The following is a 22,333-nucleotide window of genomic DNA, read 5'->3' as shown; positions in this document are numbered from 1 at the left end:
ATCGCGGTAACGAATGAAGGCGCCCCTCGGGCGCCTTCATTCGTTTCGTGGCCTGGGAACGCGCCCTGGTGATGCGTAAAGGCACCGCTCAGCGCGGGGTGCCGAAGCGGCCGAGCTGGGCGCCGGCGAGCAGGTGGAGGTGGATCTGGAACACGGTCTGGCCGCCGTCGCCGTTGCAGTTCATGACCAGCCGATAGCCGTCCTCGGCGAAACCCTCGCGCTGCGCGAACGCGGCGGCGGCGTGAGCGAGGCGGCCGACGATCACGGCCTGGTCGGCCTGCAGGTCGTTGAGCGTGGCGATCGGCGTCTTCGGCACGAACAGCACGTGCACCGGCGCCTGCGGCGCGATATCGCGGAACGCGATCAGGTCGTCGTCTTCGTAGACGATGTCGGCGGGAATCTCGCGACGGATGATCTTGCCGAAGATGGTGGTGTCGGTCATGGGCCGGGCTTCGAGATTGGGGAGTCGCGAATCGTACCGCGGCACCCCACTGAAACCACACACGCCACGTTTCCCACCCAGTCTTAATCAGCTCGGCAACCGTCGAACCGTCCAGATCGCACGGCTTCGCTTCACCGAGTCCCGAGTCCCCAATCCCGAACCCCGAGAGTCCCGCCCCTACTGCGGCACCTCGCTCCGACTGCCGAACGCATGCGAGAGCGTGCCGCGATCGACGTATTCCAGTTCGCCGCCGAGCGGCACGCCGTGGGCGAGCCGGCTCGGCCGCACCTGGTGCTGGCGCGCGAGTTGGGCGAGATAGTGCGCGGTCGCCTCGCCTTCGACGGTCGGGTTGGTGGCGATGATGAGTTCCTGCACCTCGCCCTCGGCCAGGCGCTTGGCCAGGATGTCCAGGCCGAGTTCGCGCGGGCCGATGCCGTCGAGCGGGCTGAGCCGCCCCTGCAGGATGAAGTACAGGCCGCGATAACCGGTGGCCTGTTCGATCGCCAGCCGGTCGGCCGGCGATTCGACCGCGCACAGCAGGTGCGCATCGCGCGAACCGCTGGCGCAGGTCGCGCAGACTTCGGTCTCGCTGAAGTCGCGGCAGCGCACGCAATGGCCGATCTTCTCGATCGCCTCGGCGAGCGCGTCCGACAAGCGCTGGCCGCCGCTGCGCTCGCGTTCGAGCACGTGGTAGGCCATGCGCTGGGCCGATTTCTGGCCGACGCCCGGCAATACCCGGAACGCATCGATCAGTTGTTCGAGCAGGCGGCTGCTCATGCCGGCATCGCAACGCAGCGGACGGTCGTCATCGTGATCGCTTCGGTTCGCCGGCTAGTCGGCGGTGGGGAAACTGCTGCGCGCCATCGGCTCGCGATTCATCGCGCGCACGACGTTCAGGCAGACGATCGCGCCGAGCAGCGGGACCAGCCAGACCAGCGCCGACTGCAGGCCTTTCTGCAGGCCGGTCAGGTCGGGCTCGCGCCAGACCGTCCAGGTCGCGTACAGATCCAGCCCGAGCAGCGCCGCGGCGACCACCGCGGCGGTAATGCCGATGTGCAGGTTCATGAGTTCAGACAGCCCTCAGAACGGCAACTTCATGCCCGGCGGCATCGGCATGCCGGCGGTCGCGGCCGACATCTTCGCCTGCGACTCGCTGTTGATCTTGTTGACCGCATCGTTGAACGCCGCGGCGATCAGGTCCTCGACCATTTCCTGGTCGGCGAGCACGCTCGGGTCGATGCGCACCTTGCGGCAATCCATGCGGCCGGTCAGGGTGACGCTGACCATGCCGCCGCCGGCGCTGCCGGTGACTTCGATCTTGGCCAATTCTTCCTGGGCGCGCTGCACGTTTTCCTGCATCTTCTGCGCCTGTTGCATGAGTTGGGCGATGTTGCCGCGCATGGGGTCTGCCTCGTGGTCGTGAAGTGATCGGTGCGTCGGGCTGCGGTCTGGCGCGGCCTTGTCGTCGCTGGTTTAGTTGGGCCGCGAACGGCGCGGCGCAAGGGCTGCGGTCAGGCCTCGTCGTAGGGGCGGATCGAATCGGGCACCACCTTGGCGCCGTGGATCTCGATCAGACGGCGCACGTCGGGATCGTTCATGAAGCGTTCCTCGGCCATGGCCTGGCGCTCGTCGCGGGCGCGCAGGTTGCGCGCGTGCAGCGACTCGCCGGCCGCCGAGGCCGCTTCGAAACGGATCTGCGGCGCGGCGCCCAGGCGCGTGGCCAGGGCGTCGGCGACCATCTTGATCAACGCCGGTGCGCGCAGATGGTCGTCGTCGGCCGGCAGCGACAGGGTCAGCACCCCGTCGCCGTATGCCACGAAACTGGCGTGCTCGGCGAGGATCCGGGCCGGGCCGCGCAAGCCGCTGGCATCGACCAGCGCGTGCCAGGCGTCGTCGTCGGCGATACCGCCCGACGGCGAGGCGGCGCGGGCCGGCATCGTGATCGGCTCGGACGGCCGCGCCGGCGCGGCAGCAGGCGCGGCAGGCACGGAGACGGGCTCAACGCGCGGTGCGGCAAGCAGCGGTTCGCTGTCCGGGCCGGGGCTGCCGAACAGGCTCGGCCCCGGATCGGGCGATAGAAGCGCCGTTTCGCGCACCGGTTCGGCCGCGGCCTGGGGCGGCATCGCAGCGGCTGCCTGCGGGCGTGGCTCGACGCTTTCAGGTGCGGCCGCGCGTTCGACAGGCGCAGCCCGGACCGGCGCTTCGGTCCGCTCCGCCGCGCGGTGAAGGTTCGGCTTCGGTGCAAGCTCTTCGTCCGGCCAGGTCAGCGGGGCCCGGGTCTGCGGCTCGGTATCCACCGCAGGCTTCGCCGCGGCTTGCGTCATGCGCGGCGCCGGTTCGGACGGCGCGGCCGCGACCGGCATGGGTTCCGGCTTCGCCACCGGCGCTGCTGCGGATTCGAGCGCCGGATTCGGGCGCGGCCTGGCGGCCTGCACCGGCGCTTCCGGGGCCGGTGCCTTGCCCGATTCGAAGCTCGGCGCGGCCTGGCGGCCACCGCCCATCTCGCGCATCGCCGCCGCGGCCTGGGCCGCGGCACTGGCGCTGCGCCCGCCCGACGACGGCGCCGGGCCGCCGTCGCCACCGGCCGTGGCCGGACGGAACGCCAGCATGCGCAGCACGCTCATCTCGAAACCCGCGCGCGGGCTCGGCGCCAGCGGCAGGTCGCGTCGGCCGTTGACGCTCATCTGGTACCACAGCTGCACCACCTCGGGCCGCAGTTGCCCGGCCAGGGTGTCGATATCGACGCCGTCGGCCTCGACCGCAGCCTCGGGCACCAGTTGGCGCACCTGAATCCGGTGCAGGGCATCGCCGAGGGTTTCCAGCACCCCGCCCCAGTCCGGCGAGAACTCGGCCAGGGTCGCGACCTCGTCGAGCAGGCGCTGGCCGTCGCCGTCGGCCAGGGCGGCCAGGACCGCACCGACCCGGGTCCGATCGACCGTGCCCAGCATCGCCGCGACCGCCGTCCCTTCCAGGCGCGCATCGGTGCCGGCGCCGCTGTAGGCGATGGCCTGGTCGAGCAACGACAGGCCGTCGCGCAGGCTGCCGTCGGCGGCCTTGCTGAGCTGGCGGATCGCGGCCTCGTCGACCGGGATGCCCTCGGCGGCGAGGATCCGGGTCATCTGCCCGGAGATCTGCTGCTCGTCCAGGCGCTTGAGGTTGAACTGCAGACAGCGCGACAGCACCGTCACCGGCAGCTTCTGCGGGTCGGTGGTGGCGAGCAGGAACTTGACGTGCCCCGGCGGCTCCTCGAGCGTCTTCAGCAGCGCGTTGAACGCCGACTTAGACAGCATGTGGACTTCGTCGATCAGGTAGACCTTGACCCGTCCGCGGCTCGGCATGTACTGGGCGTTGTCGATCACCTCGCGCACGTCGTCGACACCGGTGTTGCTGGCGGCGTCGATCTCGAGCAGGTCGATATAGCGGCCGGCGTCGATGTCCAGGCAGGCGTTGCACTCGCCGCAGGGGTCCGAGGAAGTGCCGCGCTCGCAGTTCAGCGACTTGGCGAAGATGCGCGCGATCGTGGTCTTGCCGACGCCGCGGGTACCGGTGAACAAGAAGGCGTGATGCACGCGCCCGGTGCCGAGCGCGTTGGTCAGCGCGCGCACCACGTGTTCCTGCCCGACCAGCTCGGCGAAACGCTTCGGGCGCCACTTGCGGGCGAGGACGAGATACGACATCGGATCCTTTGCGATAAGGCGTTCTGACGGGCCGGACGCGGTGCGCACGACGCCGTCCGGGCGCTCGCGACGGAAGCCGCGGGCGAAGCGTGAACGAACCTCCACATTGTGCCACGCCCCACCCCCGTCCCCGAGCTTCCTGGCCCCTGCCGCGCCGGCTCCCGCGGCGTCGGCTTGTTACCGGGCCCCGCCGCGGCTAGAATTCCCGGCTCTGCACGGCCCGCGACAGCGCCCGCACAGATCCCGGAGAGGTGTCCGAGTGGTTGAAGGAGCACGCCTGGAAAGTGTGTAAGCGTCTAAACCGCGCTTCGGGGGTTCGAATCCCCCTCTCTCCGCCAGATATACGAACAGCCCCTGACGACGTCAGGGGCTGTTTTGTTTTGGGTACCGGCAGAGTCGGCGCCGGCCGGCGGGAGCACGGAGCTATGCCGGATCGGCGAGGCATGCGCGTCGGTGCTCGAGCGCGCTACGACGTGGAGCTTGCCTTTGGACGTCGTGTAAGCAGCGGCTCGCTACCCAGTTCCGGGCACCGGGTGCCGCGCCCTTGGCGTATCCAAACCCGGGATGTACTTCAGGCTTGACCGGCAAGACTCGGCGCCATTCGCACCGGCACGCGACAGGAGCACTCTCGATGAGCGACAAAGGCAAAGTCGAAATACCGCTTCACGAAGACGAGCTCAGGCAGGTCGCGCTGTTCGCAGCGACCCGCGCCAGGCGCGTGCTGCCGATCTTCGAGGCCGCCTGCCCGAACGACCATCGTCCGCGCGACGCCATCGCCGAGGCGGAGGCCTTTGCCGCCGGCAACAAGCGCACCGCAACCTTGCGCACGTGCGCACGTGCGCCTGTGCCGCCTATGCCGCCGCTCGCGAAACCAAGCACGCGGCTGCAGCCAACGCCGCCCACGCCGCCAGCCACTCCGCAGCCGCGGCTTATCTGCATCCCCTTGCTACGCCGCACCAGGTCAAACACGTGCTCGACGCGGCGGTCCATCAAGCGCTCGCCCTCGAACTCGAAGCAGGGAACGACACGGATGTCGGCAACGAACGACTGCGCTGGGCGGCGAACCTCGCATCGCCCGCGGTACGCAGCGTCCTGCGACGCCTGCCGTCCCCGATTCAAGATCGCGGTCGCTTCGGCGAGCTTTTGAATGAGCTCGATACCGAATTACGGCGTTGAAGACGAATCGAGACACAAGGTTTGCGCGGGCGCCCGGTCCGCAATGGGGATCGTGAAACCATAACTAGTCCAGGCAAACCGTCTTGATCGGCAAGCCGTCCTTGTAAGAAAAATACTCTTTGCAGTCGCGATCGTCGCGTTTGGCTTGCCTCACGCCGACATCGCCGGCCGATAGGAACTCAGAGAGGCTCGTGCTGCCCAGTTCCAACCATCGTCAATCATTAATTTTACAAATGTCGGGCACTGCGAACCGGGTCAGAGTGGCTTCCGACAGGGGCTAGACGGAAGGTGCTCTGACCCGGTTTTTGTTGGCCGCGGCTTATCTGCATCCCCTTGCTACGCCGCACCAGGTCAAACACGTGCTCGACGCGGCGGTCCATCAAGCGCTCGCCCTCGAACTCGAAGCAGGGAACGACACGGATGTCGGCAACGAACGACTGCGCTGGGCGGCGAACCTCGCATCGCCCGCGGTACGCAGCGTCCTGCGACGCCTGCCGTCCCCGATTCAAGACCGCGGTCGCTTCGGCGAGCTTTTGAATGAGCTCGATACCGAATTACGGCGTTGAAGACGAATCGAGACACAAGGTTTGCGCGGGCGCCCGGTCCGCAATGGGGATCGTGAAACCATAACTAGTCCAGGCAAACCGTCTTGATCGGCAAGCCGTCCTTGTAAGAAAAATACTCTTTGCAGTCGCGATCGTCGCGTTTGGCTTGCCTCACGCCGACATCGCCGGCCGATAGGAACTCGGAGAGGCTCGTGCTGCCGTCCCGATTCCAATCCATGTCGTTCCACGAATAGCCCTTATCTAGGGCAGCTACCGAGCGGAGCGATAAATAAAGCGCCAACGCGAAGCAGGTTGCGATAAGCAACCATCCTGCCATATGGGACTTACTCATCACTTGCGCTCCGACACCAGCTCATCGGACAGCCGACTTCGTTCACTCGCAAGTAAAACCACACCCAATCGCGGACAGAACGTCCTTCGAACATGGTGGGCGTCGCCATCGAAACCAATCAGCCGGCCCTGAAAGCAGCTGCCGCCGCAGCAATCGTCAGCAGGTGAACGACTCCGAACATAAGCCATTCGCGCGCATTGAATGTGGCCATCATGAAAAATGGATTGCGAGAAACCGGGCTTCGCCCCAGCCTCTTGTTATTCAGATGAAAGACGAAATTGGCCCCAACCGCCGGGATAAGCATAAACAGAGCCAAAAAAGCCAGTTGCGCAGCTGACATCCTGCAGATGACATCGAACATCTGATCTACAGGATCCATACTCAACCTATCCACCCCATGACTTGGCGTTCCGACGTTCCGCCGACCGCTACGCGACCTTTGATTATCCCGTCCGCGCCCGAAGCAACTTAGAAGTGCCCGCCTGCGAGCGAGCAGATTTGGCATGCTCAACGCTCTCCGGCTTGGCCGTAGGCAGACAATATATCCTTCAGAAAGCCCCGATGCCACCAGAGCGGATCGTCGCTCGCCAGCATTTCGGCGATTCGCCCCTCGCTGATGAGGTAGTCGAGGACCCCGCTATCTTTCGATGACCAGCGCCCCCAAGTGTCCTCGTCAAATACGGCTAGAACGGCAAAATCCTCGCCAATCTCTTCATACGCCACCCATTTCGACGGCGCAACGCTCACGGCAACGACCGAGCGAAAAAGATCGAGCTCGGTTTGCATTAGATAAATTCTTACGTCTCTTAATTCACCCACGGTGGCCGCGGCAAAAACCAGATCTTTCGACTCCTGGCCAGCCAGACGAACAACTATGGTCAAAGGGGCGTCGCTTGTAACGCCATCATCCTTCAGAATAAATTCGAGAAACTCGTGAGTAGACAACACCCCTGATTCGACGACGAAAAACCCCTTGATAGCTTTATTGTTGAACACGTAGCTGGGGAATTTTTTCTGCCAGTCAATCGCCTCCTCTAGCTTGGCGACCCTCTCCTTATTCGGTGCCAACGATAAAGCCATATGAGTACTCCAGGGACATCAGCCCCCTCAAAGCGATCAGACAATAAGGTTTATCGAACCATCCATACGATCAGAGCGGGTAGAGCCTAGGTTATCCAGCTCGCGCTTCGATGCCCTGGCCCGCCAATTGGTTCAGCCAAGACTAATTCCGACTTTGGCGAGGCAGGTGGAGAGCCCTTTGAGGTCAAAGTACTTCCCGGTGCCAGGGATTCCAGAGAAATCAATATTGGGGTCGCTCTTCTGCTTCGACTCCTTGAGCGAGAGATCGATGTAGGTAATGCTCTCGCACCCAAGATCCTCTGCATGCGCGGGTCTAAGCTGAACCCAGGACCTGTCGTTCATAGCGTCATCGTAGACGGGATAAACAAACTCGTTGTAGCTGGTTGCAGGTATGTAAGCGTAACCATTCCCGCACCGAGCATCACGCGAGTCGCCATAGGCAAACAGGACCTTCTGACCAACCGAGTACGGCTGATCCGTGCATATAAGCGTCTTCTTGGGCTTCTTCCCTTTCGTGAAATCGACCTGATATTTAAAAATTCGTGGCACAGACACGGCCTCTGGCATTGCCCCCCACCTTATTACGCCTACGCCATAGACTGATGCCTTCGCTAAACGCTGAGCCATTGGCCTTGAAGCAACCACCTTATCGGCCATCGCCGCACCGCTCGAAGCACTCAAAATAAGAACCAGCGCTGAACCACGAAATACTTGTGAAATGACCTCACTCCTTATATTTCGCACGGCAGTTCCCATAATGGCATTAGCCTTTCGCTGTTCCCGCATGCACTTCAGCCTTGTTTTTCACGCCCAAGCACAGCACCTGCAAACCGGGTCAGAGTGGCTTCCGACAGAGGCTAGACGGAAAGGTGCTTTGACCCGGTTTTTTAGAGGGGCCCTGCTATGGGTTATGGCTAACTACTCCATCCCCCTTAAAAAGTCGGCAGCCTCTTCAATTCCTGCTTCAGCAGCCTCTCGAATCAAGCGCTGTGCTTGGTCTCGACTGCTTGGCCGTTGGTCATCAAGAAGAATCAGTCCATACCTGAACTTCGATCGCATATGCCCTTGAGCAGCGGCTGAGCTAAATAATAGTTCAGCCTGTTTCATATCAATGTCTAACAAGTCACCGCTTTCGTAATACTCACCAAGAGCGTGCATGGCCGGTGCGTAGCCAAGCATTGCTGCATCGTTGAGCAAGGAAATACTGCGCCTCTCAAAGTCAGTATTCGATTCCGTGCCTGCGATACTAAATGTTGAATAAAGGTAAATCGCTTCTGGCACTAGAAGCTTTACGAGAGGCTCGAGGATGTCCTTTGCAACGGAGCAACTTCCCGAATTTATTTGCTCAATCGCGAGATCGAGCTGATGTCTTAAATAAAGATTGGCCATGGAATTGAACTCAGTTTTACTTGTTGGGTTTATGCGGTCGCCCTTAGGATTCGTGCACCTGCATGTGACGTGGTGGACAGATTTGGCGCCAAGCGCCTCTTTCGCACTCTTTTCGGCGGCTCTCTTCGCGGACTGCAAGTCAGGGCGCTCGCCGTAGCCGGGCGCAAACTCCTGGTCATCAGAGAAAAACCGGATCAGAGCACCATTCCGTCTAGCCTCTGTCGGAGGCCGATTCTGACCCGGTTCGTACCCGATCCCGCAACGGGGACCGAGAAACCCCAACTAGTCACGATAAATCGTCTTGGTTGGCAAGCTGGTCTTGTATGAAAAATATTCCAACATCCTCGCCTGCCTTCCAGAAAATAAAATTAGCCGCATTTTTTAACTGGCATTGGACATCCGCGACATGAGCCGTGCCGCCAGAGCGCTGCGAGTAACATTAGCCAAATAATACAAAAAAATAGAGCGCCACATAGGCGCGCTCCAAGATAGAGAGCCTCACTTAGCGGGCCATTACTTTAGACGAGAACACGAGCCCGACCAAAAAAGCCTTCTAATTCAACTCAATTACATGGCAGCCACTTATATATAAAATCCTGACAAACAACAAGCAGCGATCCTTTATCGAACTCCACCTCATGAAGAACATTACCTTCGTCCGATAGCCTCACCTCGTCGTACAGCCAATCACCGAAAATCGCAGAACCGCGATGCATGGCATAGGAATGGATACCAAAGTACTCAATCTCGATGATTCCATCATGGTACGCACCGAGAAGTGTCAGGATCATACGAGCGCCCTTAGGACCGCGCTCGCCATTTCCGGCCGACTCGATTACCTCTACCTTCTGAAGCCATGAATCGTGAGGCGCTCGATGATCCATATGATCGTAGTGCCAGTCTGCCAAGGCATAAGAAAGCACAGACTCCGGCAGCGATGAGGAAATTGAAGCCAAATATTCTTGGTATTTCTGCCACCCAACGTCCCACTCGTCCAGTGAGTTAGCAGGGCGATCCTTTCTCAATAAAAACATTCTCAAAGCCTCAGCAAGCTGGATGGAAAGGATCAATTGAACACAACCTTTCGAGACTTGGACTGGCAAGGACCGTCCCTGCTGCACCGCCCGTTCGGATCGCAGCGCTCAAAATTCGCCCGAGATTGGCGCCTTTTATATTAACCATTCCTTTCGCAGGTAGAATTTTTCGGGACCTGAGCTGTGCTACCACCTCCCCCCTTGCCTTGTCGCACACGGCATCAGGAATGCCCTCTGGCTTCCCTTTGAATCCATGCTTGTTTAGCCACTCGCCGTCTGGCCCTAGGACTCCGATCTCTGTGCCTCTTGGATTCTTTACATGAATCTCAAACAAAGACACCCCTCCGGAAATGAATGGGTCCACACGCCCTTTATATCCGAGCCCAAGGTCAAGATCTTTTAAACCCCGCGGATCTATTAGGCTTATCGGGTTCCCGCGAACATAGACATAGGTATTGATACCAGCAGCTAACCCGATCGGATCACTCTGCATATACCGACCGGTACCCGCATCGTAATCCCGGAAGTAGTTGTAATTCGGCCCTGTAGTCGCGTCATACCGCTGCCCCGGGAACCGCATATCGAACACGAACACGGTGCCGTCCTGATCCGGGTCTTGGTTCGGCGGGTTGTTGCCGAAGGCCTCGCCCTTGGCGTCCCAGGTCCAGACCGCGAGGTTGCGGCTCGGGTCGATCACCGCACGCGGGGTGCCCAGGTGGTCAGGTTGCACGTAACGCAGGGTCTGCGCGACGCCGGCGCCGACGACCAGGCCGACCGAGGCGTCGCCTAGCCAGATCGCCTGCTGCTTGGTCGCGCCGTTGGCGTCGTAGTCGCCGAGCCAGTGGCCGGCTTCGTCGTACAGCGTGTAGCCGGTGATCGCGCCGGTCGCGTTGTCGGCCCGCGAGACCCGCTCGCCCTTGGCGTTGTAGCGGTAGCTGGCTTTGACCACGCCGGCTTGTTTGACCTGGCTCATGCGGTCGTTGGCGTTGTAGACGAACTCCCTGGCCGTGCCGCCGATGCTGGTGGTGTTGCCGACTAGGTCGTAGCCGCGGCCGACGCCGCCGACGTTGCTCAGGCGGTGACTCGTGCCCGGGTAGGTGTAGTTGGTGGTGATGCCACCGTGCAGCAGGCTGTTGCGGTTGCCGGTCTTGTCGTGTCCGTAGATCTCGATCTGCGTGTTGCTGGGGTCGTCGCGGGTGATCCTGCGAACCGGGTCAGAGTGGTTCCGCCAGGGGCTAGACGGAAGGTGCTCTGACCCGGTTTTTATTTGCGAATGTGCAAACGCTGAGAATCAGAGCTGCCAATGCAGTTTTCATCAGTTCACCTGTGCATGTAGGGCGCCAGCCCGAACCGTGCCAGAGTGGCTTCCGACAGGGGCTAGACGGAAGGTGCTCCGACCCGGTTTTTGACCCGGTTTTTGAGGCTAGACGGAAAGGTGCTCTGACCCGGTTTTTTAGTTGAGCAGCACCGTGCGCACACCGCCGGCCGGCTTGGCACCGACTTCGGCGACATGGCTTACGGAGTTGCGAACGCCACACAAGAAGCCGGATTACTTCTAAAACACCCTCCTATTTTCGACCGACTACCTAAAATCAATCCCGCCGCCCCATTGCCACGCCGCAAGCTTAATCCCTACTCGCAATCCACAAGGAAATCACTCTTCCTCAACAAAGGCTCAACGACCTTTAGATCAATCGCCGAAAACCTTACAAACAACGGCCGTGATTTACCCTCCCGGTTATGAGCAAGTAAAATTCGGTCCTGGCCAGAGTTTCGCTCCCTCCCCAAAAATTTAAAGCCGCCCCTGGCCTCTAGACCTTTCATTCTAACTTGCTGGGTGAAACCGGGATGACCACCAATTAGAACCTCAACATCTATCCCATCCACTTTCAGCTCACCCACATCGAAATCCGGACCTGGCGAGCTAGAGTGAAAAGAGGCTCCCAGCGGAAGGTTAGCGCAGACCCGATGCCGCTCACTGAGCACAGTTACGCTTTTCCCGGCATGACAAGCGGACACGGAAAATAGAACAGCAATGATTATAGATTTATTTGCAACCGCAGCCATGTCTGATCGCCTCATTTCTAGAGTTAAGTACGTCTTTGATGTTTTGCTCATTCACGGGGATATCGCTCAACTTCCTGCCCATGATGCCCGGACCATAGTCACCAAGGCCAAGAAGGTGGTCCGCTTCATGAGCAAAAGTTGCATCGCCCCACTGGCCTGGCATGAACCATTGACCTTGTTCATCCATACCTCATTAACCCAAGACGCCTCGTCGCCGACTGCAACTGCAATACCGTTAGCGTTACCGATATCCCATGTGGGCATCGATAGCACCACCGTCTTGACGTTGTAAGATCCAAAATTACCCGACCACGCGGTTTGAGTGCGAACCGGGTCAGAGTGGCTTCCGACAGAGGCTAGACGGAAAGGTGCTCTGACCCGGTTTTTTGGTCGCGTCATACCGCTGCCCCGGAAACCGCATATCGAATACGAACGCGATGCCGTCCTATCCGGGTCCTGGTTCGGCGGGTTGTTCCGAAGGCTTCGCCCTTGGCGTCCCAGGTCCAGATTGCGAGGTTGCGGCTCGGGTCGATCACCGCGCGCGGGGTGCCCAGGTGGTCGGGTTGCACATAGCGCAGGGTCTGGGCGACGCCGGCGCCGACGACCAGGCCGACCGGTGCGTCGCCCAGCCAGATGGCCTGCTGCTTGGTCGCACCATTGGCGTCGTAGTCGCCGAGCCAATGGCCGGCTTCGTCGTACAGCGTGTAGCCGGTGATCGCGCCGGTCGCGTTGTCGGCCCGCGAGACCCGCTCGCCCTTGGCGTTGTAGCGGTAGCTGGCCTTTACCACGCCGGCCTGCTTGACCTGGCTCATGCGGTCGTTGGCGTTGTAGACGAACTCCCTGGCCGTGCCGCTGCGAACCGGGTCAGAGTGGCTTCCGACAGAGGTCTAGACGGAAAGGTGCTCTGACCCGGTTTTTTCAAGCACAGCACCTGCGAATCGGGTCAGAGTGGCTTCCGACAGAGGCTAGACGGAAAGGTGCTCTGACCCGGTTTTTTCTTGACTCAAGGACCAACTGAACCAACGCCCTGAGCTCACGCAATCGCGACACCTCCAAGCGTCTACCTACAGCTATTGCCGAAAATTCTCTGCATCGGCACGCTCACAGTGCCTCAGGCGGCCATCCCACCTCCCCCCTGAATCAAGACACTTGTCAATATCAACTTGCTCCGTAATAGAGCTTTCGACGACATTCTTAAAAAAAACCAATGCCGCACAAATCGCTATAAACGTGACAGAAAAAATTACGGCTCTAAGTACGCGCTTCTTCATAAGGCGGAATTAATATTTGGCTGATAGCCCATTGGGCCGAAACACTTCACACACTTGTTCACATGATTGGGGCGCCTGACTGCCGTTTCGCCCAGTTCGATTCGCAACTTGATCGGCTTCAGCTGCACTTCGAGGATCACCTTTCACATTTTGGTCAAAAATCTCCCTGCCATTTGAAATTCTACATGCAAGCCATTCGGCATCCGAGCCACGTCTAGAAGCTTCACAGTTAGCTTTGCAGTGAAAGTACTTGTCGGCACCAATCGTATTCGCATCCCGCATATCCGAGTAATTTCTTAAAAAATCCTTAGAAGCCTCGACAAGACTAGTCTTCGGCTCGGACTGAGGATTCATCAGTTTGGAGTACCGCTCGACAGTTGCTCCATTTTTCACGAGGTGAAGGGCAAGCGACGCGCGTTGTTGAGTACCCGGACCGAAGCCACGCATCTGCTGTTGCAGCCCAAGTGGATCAAATGCAAGTAAGGGCATAGCCTCGACGTATGTATATGTAGACGTTCCCGCCTCTAATCCAATCGGATCGCTCTGCACATACCGCCCGGTAGCCGCATCGTAATCCCGGAAGTAGTTGTAGTTCAGCCCCGTAGCCGCGTCATACCGTTGCCCCGGGAAGCGCATATCGAATACGAACGCGGTGCCGTCCAGATCGGGGTCCTGGTTCGGCGGGTTGTTGCCGAAGGCTTCGCCCTTGGCGTCCCAGGTCCAGACCGCGAGGTTGCGGCTCGGGTCGATCACCGCGCGCGGGGTGCCCAGGTGGTCGGGTTGCACGTAACGCAGGGTCTGGGCGACGCCGGCGCCGACGACCAGGCCGACCGGGGCGTCGCCCAGCCAGATGGCTTGTTGCTTGGTCGCGCCGTTGGCGTCGTAGTCGCCCAGCCAATGGCCGGCTTCGTCGTACAGCGTGTAACCGGTGATCGCACCGGTCGCGTTGTCGGCCCGCGAGACTCGCTCGCCCTCGGCGTTGTAGCGGTAGCTGACCTTCACCACGCCGGCTTGCTTGACCTGGCTCATGCGGTCGTTGGCGTTGTAGACGAACTCCCTCGCCGTACCGCCGATGCTGGTGGTGTTGCCGACCGCGTCGTAGCCGCGGCTGATGCCGCCGACGTTGCTCAGGCGGTGACTCGTGCCCGGGTATGTGTAGTTGGTGGTGATGCCGCCGTGCAGCAGGCTGTTGCGGTTGCCGGTGGCGTCGTAGCCGTAGGTCTCCAGTGGCGTGCCGGTCGGGCCGTCGCGGGTGATCTTCAGCCTGCCCAGGGTGTCGTAGTCGTACTTGGCCAGGAACGCGCTTTGCAGGCCGTCCTTGAGTTCGGTCAGCTCGCCGACTTCGTTATAGCCATAAGCCAGCGACAAGCCACCGGCAGCGTTGTCGAGGATCGTCTTGGCGCGGTAGTCCTGGTCGTAGGAGCGGGCCAGGCTGCGGCCGTTGCCGTAGGTCCAGCCGGTGGCCGGGCCGAACGGTTCGTAAGCCGCATTGTTGAGCAGCACCGTGCGCACGCCGCCGGCCGGCTTGACGCCGACTTCGGTGACCTGGTCCAGGGTGTTGCGGACGTAGTCGACGATGGCGTTATCCGGGTAGGTGATGGTGCGCACCTGGCCCGAGCTGGTGTAGGCATAGCGCAGGGTGAAGCTGCGGGTGCCGACGGTCTGCACCTTGCGCACGAGCTGGCCCCAACGGTCGTAGCAGTACTTCAACTCGGTGCCGTCGGTGCGCATCGCGGTGACGCGGCCGAGGGCGAAGTTCTCGCCGGCGGCGCAGACCGTGTTGACCGTGTCGTAGTCGTACTCGACATCGTTCGCGCCGCCGCCGTAGGACACCGTCTTCGGCCGGTTCAGGGCGTCGTAGGTGTAGGTATGCGGGCTGGCGTCGTTGGCGTCCTGCTTACTCGCGAGCAGGCCGGCGCTGTTGTAGCCGTAGGTGGTGACGCCGGTGTCCGGGCTCGTCAACTGGATCTGATCACCGAAGCCGTTGTAACCGTAGGTCGTGTCCAGGCCCTTCGGGTCGGTGACCTTGGTGACTTGATCGAGCGCGTTGTATTCCAGCTTGGTCTCGACCGCGAGGCCGCCGACGTCCTGCAGGGTGCGGCTGAGGCGATTGAGGGGGTCGTGGTCCTGGTTGGTGACGCGGTTCAAGGCGTCGGTGGTCAGGTCCGGGTTGCCGTCGGTGTCGTAGCTGAAGGTGGTCGCATGCGCCAGCGAATCCTTGGCGGTCTGCAACTGGCCCAGGGTGTTGAACACGCGCGACAGGGTGCGCCTCAGGGTGCCGGTCGCGGTCTTGGTGTCTTCCTGCTTGCGGTTGCCGGCCAGGTCGAGGGTGTACTGGATCTTGTTGCCGGCCTTGTCCGACACGCTGGTCAGGCGCTGGGCGGTGTCGTAGGTGTAGGTGATGTAGGCGCCGCCCGGCGGGGTGATGCGCTTGACCAGGCCGGTCGGCCAGTACTCGACGCGGGTGATGCGGTCGTCGGTCTCGACGTTGTTGTCGGCGCCGCGGACCTTGGTCGCGGTCAGCCAGCCGCGCGGGTGGTACTCGTAGTCCGTGACGATTCCGTTGGCGTTGACGACCGATAGCGGGCGGCCCTGCGGGTCGTAGCCGAAGGTCTCGGTGCTGCGACCCAATGCGTCGACGACCTTGCGCAGGTCGCCCTTGCGGTAGGTGCACAGCGCCGGCTGGGTCGCGCAGGTGCTGTCGTCGCTGCCGTAGTACTGGAACGTCGTGACGTCGTTGACATCCGTCCGCGGGCCGTCGACCGACTTGACCAGGCCCAGGATCGGGCAGGTGCTGTTGCTGGCCGCGACATCGGCGGCTTCGCAATAGGCGTAGGTCGTCGTGCGGGTCTGGTTGCTGACCGTGTCGCGCACGGTGACGGTGACCGGCTGCAGGCGCGCGTTGCGTACGATGCGGGTCTCGCGGTTGCCGACCTGGGTCAGCACGGTGCGGTTGCTGGCCACGTCGCGGCGTTCGAGGCTGCTGCGCTCCTGCGCCAGGCCGACCGCCTCCTTGACCGTATGCGTGCGCGCCGGCTGCCCGGTGACCGGGTCGTTGGCTTCGGCGTACGTGTGCTTGGTCTGGGTGCCGTTGCGGTCGGTGACCGTGTCGAGGCGGCGGCGGAAGTCGGTGGTCTCGTCGTAATAAGTCCTGCCGATGGTGCCACGGGTGTCGGTCAGGCCGCTGACCTTGCGCGGCGCGCCGCTCGCCGGCGAGGCAGTCAGGGCATAGGTGGTCTGACGATCGAGAGGATCGGTGACGATGGAACCACCCGTCGAGGGATAGGTCAGGGTGACGCGGTCGGCGTTACCGGAATGGACGCTTAGGGTCACCCGATTCTTGGCGTCGTAATTGAACGTACTGTAGCGCTGGCCGCCTTCCGCGGTCACGCCAGTCAGATTGAGGGGAAACCTCGTATCTTCATAGTGATAGGTCCGCGACTCGCCGCCAGGATAGGTGACGGTTTCGACCTGTCCATTGGCGTTATAGGCAAAAGACGCGAGCGCTACGCCGGCCGAGCGGATCGCCGTGATCGGCGCGTCGTCGCCGCCGGCGGTGTACTCGAACACCAGGCTGCGGCCGCTGTTATGGGAAATCGAGCCCAGGCGGCGCATGGCGTCGTAGCTATAGCTCAGGACCGAACCGTTCTCGAAACGCTGCTCCAGCAGACGGCCGGCGGCGTCGAAACGCAGCACCCGGTCGCTGCGATGCATCAGCCACTGCGCGCCGTCGGCGACGATCCGGTCGCCGCTCTGGTCGTTTGCCTCGTACGCGGCACCCACCGGCGTGAACGCGACCTGCGAACCATCGGCTTCGATGAAACCAATACGGACCGTCGGGTCGGAAGGCGTGGTCGGATCGGGGCCGACCGACAGCCGCAGATTATGCGAATGCGTCCATCCGTAACCGAATCCGCCAGCGACAGTCGACGTTAGCGAATGGTAGTGTCGATCGAATGCAATCCAGCCCAGATCGAAATCGTGCGCCGGCTCGGACTTGTCCCCGGTTGTCGGGTCGCAAGGATTGCCGACCGGGCACTCGTTGCTCGGCAACGGCTCGCTGTAATACACCATATCGAAGCTGGGCCCGGCGGCACAGGCGCTGAGATCGCTCTTCCAGGTCATGAGCAGGCCGGGGCAACTGGCCGCCCGATCCTTGACGATCTTGACCTGGGTATTGGTGAGATAACAGGCCCCGCCGCCCCCGGGCGCCACCATGTATTTGACGTCGGTGGGCGTGGATTCGCGGATCGCGATCGGACTGGTCGACCAGGTGAGATCGGTCGTCCAGACCGTCGGCGTGACCGTGCTGGCCGCCGCGCAGCCCTGGGCGACGCTCTGGGCGTCGTAGCCCTGCTTGATGCGGGCGACGATCGCCTCCAGCGAGGCCTGCGTCGGCGTGCCCGACGGGTCGTTGAGCTCCCTGTAGGCCCAGTCGGTCAAGGTCGGCGGCTTCGGCTCGATCGCGTACTTGTAGACGGTCTTGTTGTTGAGCGCGCTCTGGCTCTTGACGTACATGCTCATCGGCGGGCCGCCGAACTGAGCGAAGTAATTCCTGATGCCCTGCTGCATTGCGGCTTCGGTGGTCTGAGGCGCCAGCGCGAGGCTGTTGGTGCGCCACAGCTTTACCGTTTCCTGCGCCTGCGCGCCCGAGGCGAGCAGCAAGCCCAGCGAGGCCAGGGCCAGGTTCCAGCCGATGCGGTTTCGAGCCGGCCGGCGTTCGGCCTCATTGTCGGCATCCATTGCGACAACTGTCATGGTCATTCCTTCTATGGAGCTTGGAGAGGCCGTGCGCTCGGTCGGTGAGGGAGGACCGCCGGCGCCGGCATGGGGGATTTCGACTTCCAACGGCCAACCGTCGGAGTTCGTGTGCAGCTTGATCGGTGCTTATGTCCGCGCGGCGACGAGCAGCCGCCGGCCCGGGCCGGGGCATGGCGGCGGCGTCGCGTCGGCGACAACGAAAACGGGGGAAGTTTCGATCCCGGCGGCCGGCCGTGCGGCGGCCGCGGTGCGTGCGGGCAAATCCATCTGCGTTGCTCCCATTCCTTAGGTCGGCAAGTCGATACTATGCCTGCGCATCTCAACCGCAGCGACGCAAGACCGGCGTCGGCAACGGATGCATGCGAGGGTGCGTTCGGCGCTCACTTTAGGCGCAACGGGTTACCGAATGCCAGTACAACGCGAGGCTTTTCGGCAGAACTACAAACAGAGATGGCGCGCACAAAATCCGCGGCTGCGACGCTGCCGCCGCGATGCCTCCGAACGGCTTCCGCAGGCCGTGCCGACGCAAGCTGAGCGGTGACGGACGTCCACCCGATGCCGCTCGAACCTCACGCCGACACCCGCCCTCGCCCGGCCCGCGCGATCGCTGCGCAGCCGCAGCATCGCCGCGCCGCCACCGCCGGAGCGCGACCGCAGGCTCACTAAGACGGATCGTTACAAACGCGGCGGCGCCCGTCCGGGAAAACTGCGTCGTGCATCGCATCGGCCGGCGGCGTCGGCGCATAGATTGCGCGCGACGTTCGCTGCCGTATGTGCCCACTGCATCCCCTCCGCCGGTCGCGCCCGTCACGTCATGCCCGATCCGGGCACTTACCCAGGATGCCAAATGAGCAAGAAGACCACGAGTTCCGATGCAAACGCCGATACCGGCCCCCATTCGCGTTCGCGCCGCAAGTTGATCGGCGCGGCCGGCATGATCGCCGGCGCCGGTGCGGCCGCGGCGGCCACCACCGCCGCCTCGATCGGCGGTTCGATGTACCCAGAAGAGGCCATCGGCGGCGCGCCGCCGCCGCGCCGCGATGGCGCGTTCGCGTCGACCGCGCTCGTCGGTACCGACCCGGGCCGGATCAACGTCAAGGACTACGGCGCGGTCGGCAACGGCAGCACCGACGACACCGCCGCGATCGAGCGCGCGCGCGACGCGGTGTTCGCGTCCAGGAACGGCAACGGTTGGCTGACCCACCATCTGTATTTCCCGGCCGGCATCTATCGCGTGACCAAGGCCGACGCGCTGCTGCCGAAGGGGCCGGACACCGGCAAGACCAAGATCAACGGCTATGTGATCGAAGGCCAGGGCAAGCGCAGCTCGGAGATCCTGTTCGACGCCGCCCCGAGCGCCGGCGATGCGTTCGCCAACAATCTGCTGACTGCCTACGGCCGCCTGCGCCAGTTGCGGGTGCGCGAGATCAGCTTCCGCGCCGCGCGTCCGGGGCTCAACTGGATCTATTGCTGGGCTTCGGTGGCCGGCGGCATCAACCAGGACTTCGCTTTCGACGATGTCGAATGGCGCGGTCCCTGGAACCGGGTGATCGGCCTGGACGGTCCGGCCGATTCCAACCTCAACTCGGAGTGGGCGTTCAACCGCTGCCACCTCGCCAACGACGTGGTGCTCGGCGACGCCTTCCTGCATTCGGGCATGACGCCGACCCACAGCCAGCAGGACCAGTTCCTGAACTTCTGGTTCCGCGACTGCAAGTTCGAATACCAGAGCGGCACCTTGCTGCGCTTCGCCCGCGGCGGCTACATCAACGTCTACGGCGGCTCGTGGATCCAGTGCAACGAAACCCAGGACGTGCCGTCGGTATTCTTCGACCTGCCGCCGGGCCCGCACAACAATACGGTCAAGACCTTGATCGTGATGGGCGTGCGCTTCGAACTGCGCCACGCCAAGAGCAAGCTGATGGATTGCGGCTGGGACGCGGCGAACGCCAACCTGAGCTTCATCGCCTGCACCGATGCGGCGCGGTCGTTCCAGAGCCATATCGGCCCGCCGTCGATTCCGGTCACTTACCGGCCGCGCGGTGGCGACATGCCTTATGTGAAGTGGCAGTCGTGCCAGCTGATGGGGCGCCACGAATCCTTCGCCACGGTCAATCGCGAGCGGCTGGTCTTCGAGCAGTGCCACACCTTCAACTATCCGATGGCGCAGTTCCTGGTGCAGAGGTAAGCGGCGCGGCGCGGGGCGGATTCGCCCCGCGCCGATCTCCGAAACCTGCGAACGGATCGTTCGCAGCAAGCCGGCCCGGGCCGCACCCGGCTACACGTAGCCCGTCGCCAACGCACGCGCCCAATCGGGCCGGCCGTTGCGCAAGGCCCGTTCGGCTTCCGCCTCCCAGTCGTAATCGACCGCGAGCAACTGCGCGCTCCACTCGCCGTTGATCCGCTCGACCATGGCATAGCGCGCCTGCGGCGAACCGGTCTCGACCCGGTGCGGATACGGATGCTCTCCCTCGTAAGCCTGCAGGCCGACGCTGCCGGGATTGACGACCAGACGCCCATCGGCCAGGCGCAGGCTGCGCGGTACGTGGGTGTGTCCGCACAGGATCACCCGCGCATCGGTGCCGCCGGCACGCTGCATCGCTTCGTCGCCATGAGCCGGGCGCATGCCATGCGCGTCGACGGTCTCGATGAAACATTCCAGGTCGCTGCGCGGGGTGCCATGGACCAGCAGCACCTCCTCGTTCAGGCGCCAGGTCGGCGGCAGGCTGCGCAGCCACTCGCGCTGGCTGGGGCGGATCTCGGCGACGGCGTGGCGGTCGGACGCGCTCATGCGCTCGGGCGGGTCGTTCAGCACCTGGCGTTCGTGATTGCCGGCGATGGTCGGCCAGCCGAGCGCGATCAGGCGGTCGGCGGTTTCGCGCGGCTGCAGCGGGCCGGACAGCAGGTCGCCCAGATTGACCGCGAGATCGGCGCCGCGCCGCTCGATATCGGCCAGGACCGCATCGAGCGCCCCCAGGTTGCCATGAACATCGGAAATGACGGCTATGCGCATCGCTCGATTCTAGCGCCGGGCCAGCGAGCGCTTCGCGCACCGCGACCGCCCGCCCCCCGGCACAGGCAGTCGTTTCGAGGCCACCGGCGCCGAGATTGCGCCGCGATGGCGGCTTCAGGCAGAATACTGGGCTCTCCGGTCGACAACCGGGTCGTCCCACGGACCACCCGACTGCCTATCGGAGCCGCGAAAGCGCTACAGCGCCTTCGTTCTCTATGGTGGCCCCGTTGGCGCCTCCGCGACGATAAGTTGAAAATCCCGCCAGGGCCGGAAGGCAGCAACGGTATCGACCGATTCGGGCGCCGGAGTCACGCTTGCGGGGCCGCCGCCTTTTCGGGCCCCTGGTTTTCCGCAGGCCCCGCTCTCCGGACGCGGTTCGCACGGTAGCCGCGCTTGGCGCCCCGCCTACCGGATCCCCCCATCCCCCGGTAGCACTCGGTCGGTGACCGGCCAACCCGTCAATCCGCGCGCAGCGACCAGGCCAGCGCATCGGGCTCGCGCCCGGTCTTCCAGTAGGCGATCGGCTTCCAGGTCTTGCGGTCGATCACCGCGACCTCGTCGCCGCCGCTGATCGCGACATAAACCCGCGGCCGCTTCGGGTCGGCGATCACGCCGATCGGCAAGGCGGCGCGGCCGAGCAAGGTATCGCGGTACTCGGCGCCCTCGCGCGCCAGGGCGATCGTCGCCACCGCCTTCTTCCGCTTGGCATCGAACACCGCGACGGTCGCCGCGCGCGCGTTGCTGACCAGGGCATGGCGGCCGTCGGCGGTGAACGCGACCCGGATCGGAAACCCCGGGCTCGGCAAGGTCTTGCGCAGCGCGAGCGTGCGCGCGTCGTGCACGGTCACGGTGCCGGCTTCGCGATTGCCGACCCAGACCTCGTCGCTGCCGGGCCGCACCGCCAGACCTTCGGCCCCCTCGCCCGCTTCGACTTCTGCGCTCTTGGCATTGCGGTCCAGGTCGACGCGGCTGATGGTGCCGCGGTCGATCTTGCTGACGTAGGCAGTCTTGCCGTCGGCCGACACCGCGACCATATGCCCGCGCCCTTCGCCCATGGCGATCTCGGCGACGATGCGGCCGCTGGCGACGTCGATGCGCAGCAACTGGCCGGAGGCCTCGGTGGTGACCAGGGCTTCGCGGTCGCCGGGCAGGAAACGCAAACCGTGCGGGCGGCCATGGCGGCCAAAGTCGATGGTGCGCGTCGGCTTGCCGCCGCGCAGGTCGAGCACGCTCAAGGTATTGCCCGGGGTTTCCCGGCTGCCGTAGTTGGCCACCAGCGCGATGCCGCCATCGTGGCTGACCGCGATTTCGTGCGGCGCCTGGCGGGTGGCGAATTCGCCGAGCTTGCGGCCGTCGTCGAGCGACAGCCGCCAGACGGTGTCGGCGGATTTGTTGCCGACCAGAAGCTCGCCCGAAAACGCCGGCATGGCGGCGGCGAGCAGGAGGGACAGGCACAGGGCACGGGACATGACGGCTCCGGTGGTTCGCTGCGGGAGGTTGAAGCTAACTCAGAACGATGCCTGGAC

The 22,333-nt window shown here is 63.2% G+C and carries 19 protein-coding genes, 1 tRNA gene, 1 other RNA gene and 1 pseudogene; 5 read left to right on the top strand and 17 right to left on the bottom strand.

Translation table 11 applies throughout. The annotated features are described in order from the left end of the window. Window positions 1-88: 88 nt before the first annotated feature. The 5 genes from AC6CH2_RS18325 to dnaX form a co-directional block, all read right to left on the bottom strand. Window positions 89-442, bottom strand: coding sequence for a histidine triad nucleotide-binding protein (locus AC6CH2_RS18325; protein WP_498270444.1), 354 nt, complete (start codon window positions 440-442; stop codon window positions 89-91). A 177-nt stretch (window positions 443-619) separates the two neighbouring features. Further along, complete coding sequence (recR, locus tag AC6CH2_RS18320) at window positions 620-1,219, bottom strand: recombination mediator RecR (RefSeq protein WP_435396160.1); 600 nt, start codon at window positions 1,217-1,219, stop codon at window positions 620-622. Between the two features lie 54 nt (window positions 1,220-1,273). Beyond that, window positions 1,274-1,507 (bottom strand): hypothetical protein, encoded by a 234-nt coding sequence (locus AC6CH2_RS18315; protein WP_498270443.1) that lies wholly within the window; start codon window positions 1,505-1,507, stop codon window positions 1,274-1,276. A gap of 15 nt (window positions 1,508-1,522) precedes the next feature. Next, window positions 1,523-1,843 carry a YbaB/EbfC family nucleoid-associated protein gene (locus AC6CH2_RS18310; RefSeq protein WP_031373708.1) on the bottom strand — a complete coding sequence of 107 codons (321 nt, stop codon included), beginning with the start codon at window positions 1,841-1,843 and terminating at the stop codon, window positions 1,523-1,525. A gap of 110 nt (window positions 1,844-1,953) precedes the next feature. After that, a complete protein-coding gene (dnaX, locus tag AC6CH2_RS18305; RefSeq protein WP_498270442.1) occupies window positions 1,954-4,119 on the bottom strand; it encodes a DNA polymerase III subunit gamma/tau in 2,166 nt (721 codons plus the stop codon). A 245-nt stretch (window positions 4,120-4,364) separates the two neighbouring features. On the opposite strand from dnaX, the gene AC6CH2_RS18300 reads away from it, so the two are divergent. The 3 genes from AC6CH2_RS18300 to AC6CH2_RS18290 all read left to right on the top strand — a co-directional run bounded on the left by AC6CH2_RS18300 (window position 4,365) and on the right by AC6CH2_RS18290 (window position 5,861). Further along, a tRNA-Ser gene (locus AC6CH2_RS18300) sits at window positions 4,365-4,457 on the top strand. A 293-nt stretch (window positions 4,458-4,750) separates the two neighbouring features. Then, entirely contained in the window at window positions 4,751-5,266 is a 516-nt protein-coding gene (locus tag AC6CH2_RS18295) for a putative immunity protein (RefSeq protein ID WP_498270441.1), read from the top strand. A gap of 337 nt (window positions 5,267-5,603) precedes the next feature. Next, entirely contained in the window at window positions 5,604-5,861 is a 258-nt protein-coding gene (locus AC6CH2_RS18290; protein WP_498270440.1) for a hypothetical protein, read from the top strand. 64 nt (window positions 5,862-5,925) lie between these two features. Here AC6CH2_RS18290 and AC6CH2_RS18285 read toward each other — a convergent pair whose 3' ends face one another. The 10 genes and pseudogenes from AC6CH2_RS18285 to AC6CH2_RS18240 all read right to left on the bottom strand — a co-directional run bounded on the left by AC6CH2_RS18285 (window position 5,926) and on the right by AC6CH2_RS18240 (window position 17,791). Beyond that, window positions 5,926-6,192, bottom strand: a complete 267-nt coding sequence (locus AC6CH2_RS18285; RefSeq protein ID WP_498270439.1) for a hypothetical protein — start codon at window positions 6,190-6,192, stop codon at window positions 5,926-5,928. 118 nt (window positions 6,193-6,310) lie between these two features. Then, complete coding sequence (locus AC6CH2_RS18280; RefSeq protein ID WP_498270438.1) at window positions 6,311-6,571, bottom strand: hypothetical protein; 261 nt, start codon at window positions 6,569-6,571, stop codon at window positions 6,311-6,313. Window positions 6,572-6,699: 128 nt separating this feature from the next. Further along, on the bottom strand, window positions 6,700-7,272 hold the full coding sequence (locus AC6CH2_RS18275) for a hypothetical protein (protein WP_498270437.1): 573 nt from the start codon (window positions 7,270-7,272) through the stop codon (window positions 6,700-6,702). Between the two features lie 132 nt (window positions 7,273-7,404). Continuing rightward, window positions 7,405-7,929: a hypothetical protein gene (locus AC6CH2_RS18270; RefSeq protein ID WP_498270436.1), complete on the bottom strand. Its 525-nt coding sequence runs from the start codon at window positions 7,927-7,929 to the stop codon at window positions 7,405-7,407. 261 nt (window positions 7,930-8,190) lie between these two features. Beyond that, the gene (locus AC6CH2_RS18265) at window positions 8,191-8,661 is read right to left on the bottom strand and encodes an SEL1-like repeat protein (protein ID WP_498270435.1); all 471 of its coding nucleotides are present in this window, start codon (window positions 8,659-8,661) and stop codon (window positions 8,191-8,193) included. A gap of 563 nt (window positions 8,662-9,224) precedes the next feature. Then, the gene (locus AC6CH2_RS18260) at window positions 9,225-9,731 is read right to left on the bottom strand and encodes a hypothetical protein (protein WP_498270434.1); all 507 of its coding nucleotides are present in this window, start codon (window positions 9,729-9,731) and stop codon (window positions 9,225-9,227) included. Further along, window positions 9,706-10,668: an RHS repeat-associated core domain-containing protein gene (locus AC6CH2_RS18255; protein WP_498270433.1), complete on the bottom strand. Its 963-nt coding sequence runs from the start codon at window positions 10,666-10,668 to the stop codon at window positions 9,706-9,708. Before AC6CH2_RS18255 ends, AC6CH2_RS18260 begins: the two co-directional genes overlap by 26 nt. Window positions 10,669-11,742: 1,074 nt before the next feature. Next, window positions 11,743-11,949 (bottom strand): hypothetical protein, encoded by a 207-nt coding sequence (locus AC6CH2_RS18250; RefSeq protein ID WP_498270432.1) that lies wholly within the window; start codon window positions 11,947-11,949, stop codon window positions 11,743-11,745. Window positions 11,950-12,126: 177 nt separating this feature from the next. Further along, window positions 12,127-12,613: pseudogene (locus AC6CH2_RS18245) on the bottom strand (hypothetical protein); the annotation flags it as partial. A 429-nt stretch (window positions 12,614-13,042) separates the two neighbouring features. Beyond that, entirely contained in the window at window positions 13,043-17,791 is a 4,749-nt protein-coding gene (locus tag AC6CH2_RS18240) for an RHS repeat-associated core domain-containing protein (RefSeq protein WP_498270431.1), read from the bottom strand. An 850-nt stretch (window positions 17,792-18,641) separates the two neighbouring features. Between AC6CH2_RS18240 and AC6CH2_RS18235 the strand changes: the two genes are divergently transcribed. Next, on the top strand, window positions 18,642-19,982 hold the full coding sequence (locus AC6CH2_RS18235; protein ID WP_498270430.1) for a glycosyl hydrolase family 28-related protein: 1,341 nt from the start codon (window positions 18,642-18,644) through the stop codon (window positions 19,980-19,982). Window positions 19,983-20,072: 90 nt separating this feature from the next. On the opposite strand, the gene AC6CH2_RS18230 is transcribed toward AC6CH2_RS18235, so the two are convergent. Further along, window positions 20,073-20,807 (bottom strand): metallophosphoesterase family protein, encoded by a 735-nt coding sequence (locus AC6CH2_RS18230; protein WP_498270429.1) that lies wholly within the window; start codon window positions 20,805-20,807, stop codon window positions 20,073-20,075. A gap of 225 nt (window positions 20,808-21,032) precedes the next feature. Here AC6CH2_RS18230 and ffs point away from each other — a divergent pair. Further along, window positions 21,033-21,129: signal recognition particle sRNA small type (ffs, locus tag AC6CH2_RS18225), an RNA gene on the top strand. A gap of 136 nt (window positions 21,130-21,265) precedes the next feature. Here ffs and AC6CH2_RS18220 read toward each other — a convergent pair. Continuing rightward, entirely contained in the window at window positions 21,266-22,276 is a 1,011-nt protein-coding gene (locus AC6CH2_RS18220; protein WP_498270428.1) for a YncE family protein, read from the bottom strand. Window positions 22,277-22,333 lie beyond the last annotated feature (57 nt).

This window comes from Lysobacter sp. GQ73 (genome assembly GCF_059758755.1).
This window is presented reverse-complemented; position numbering and strand designations above follow the sequence as displayed.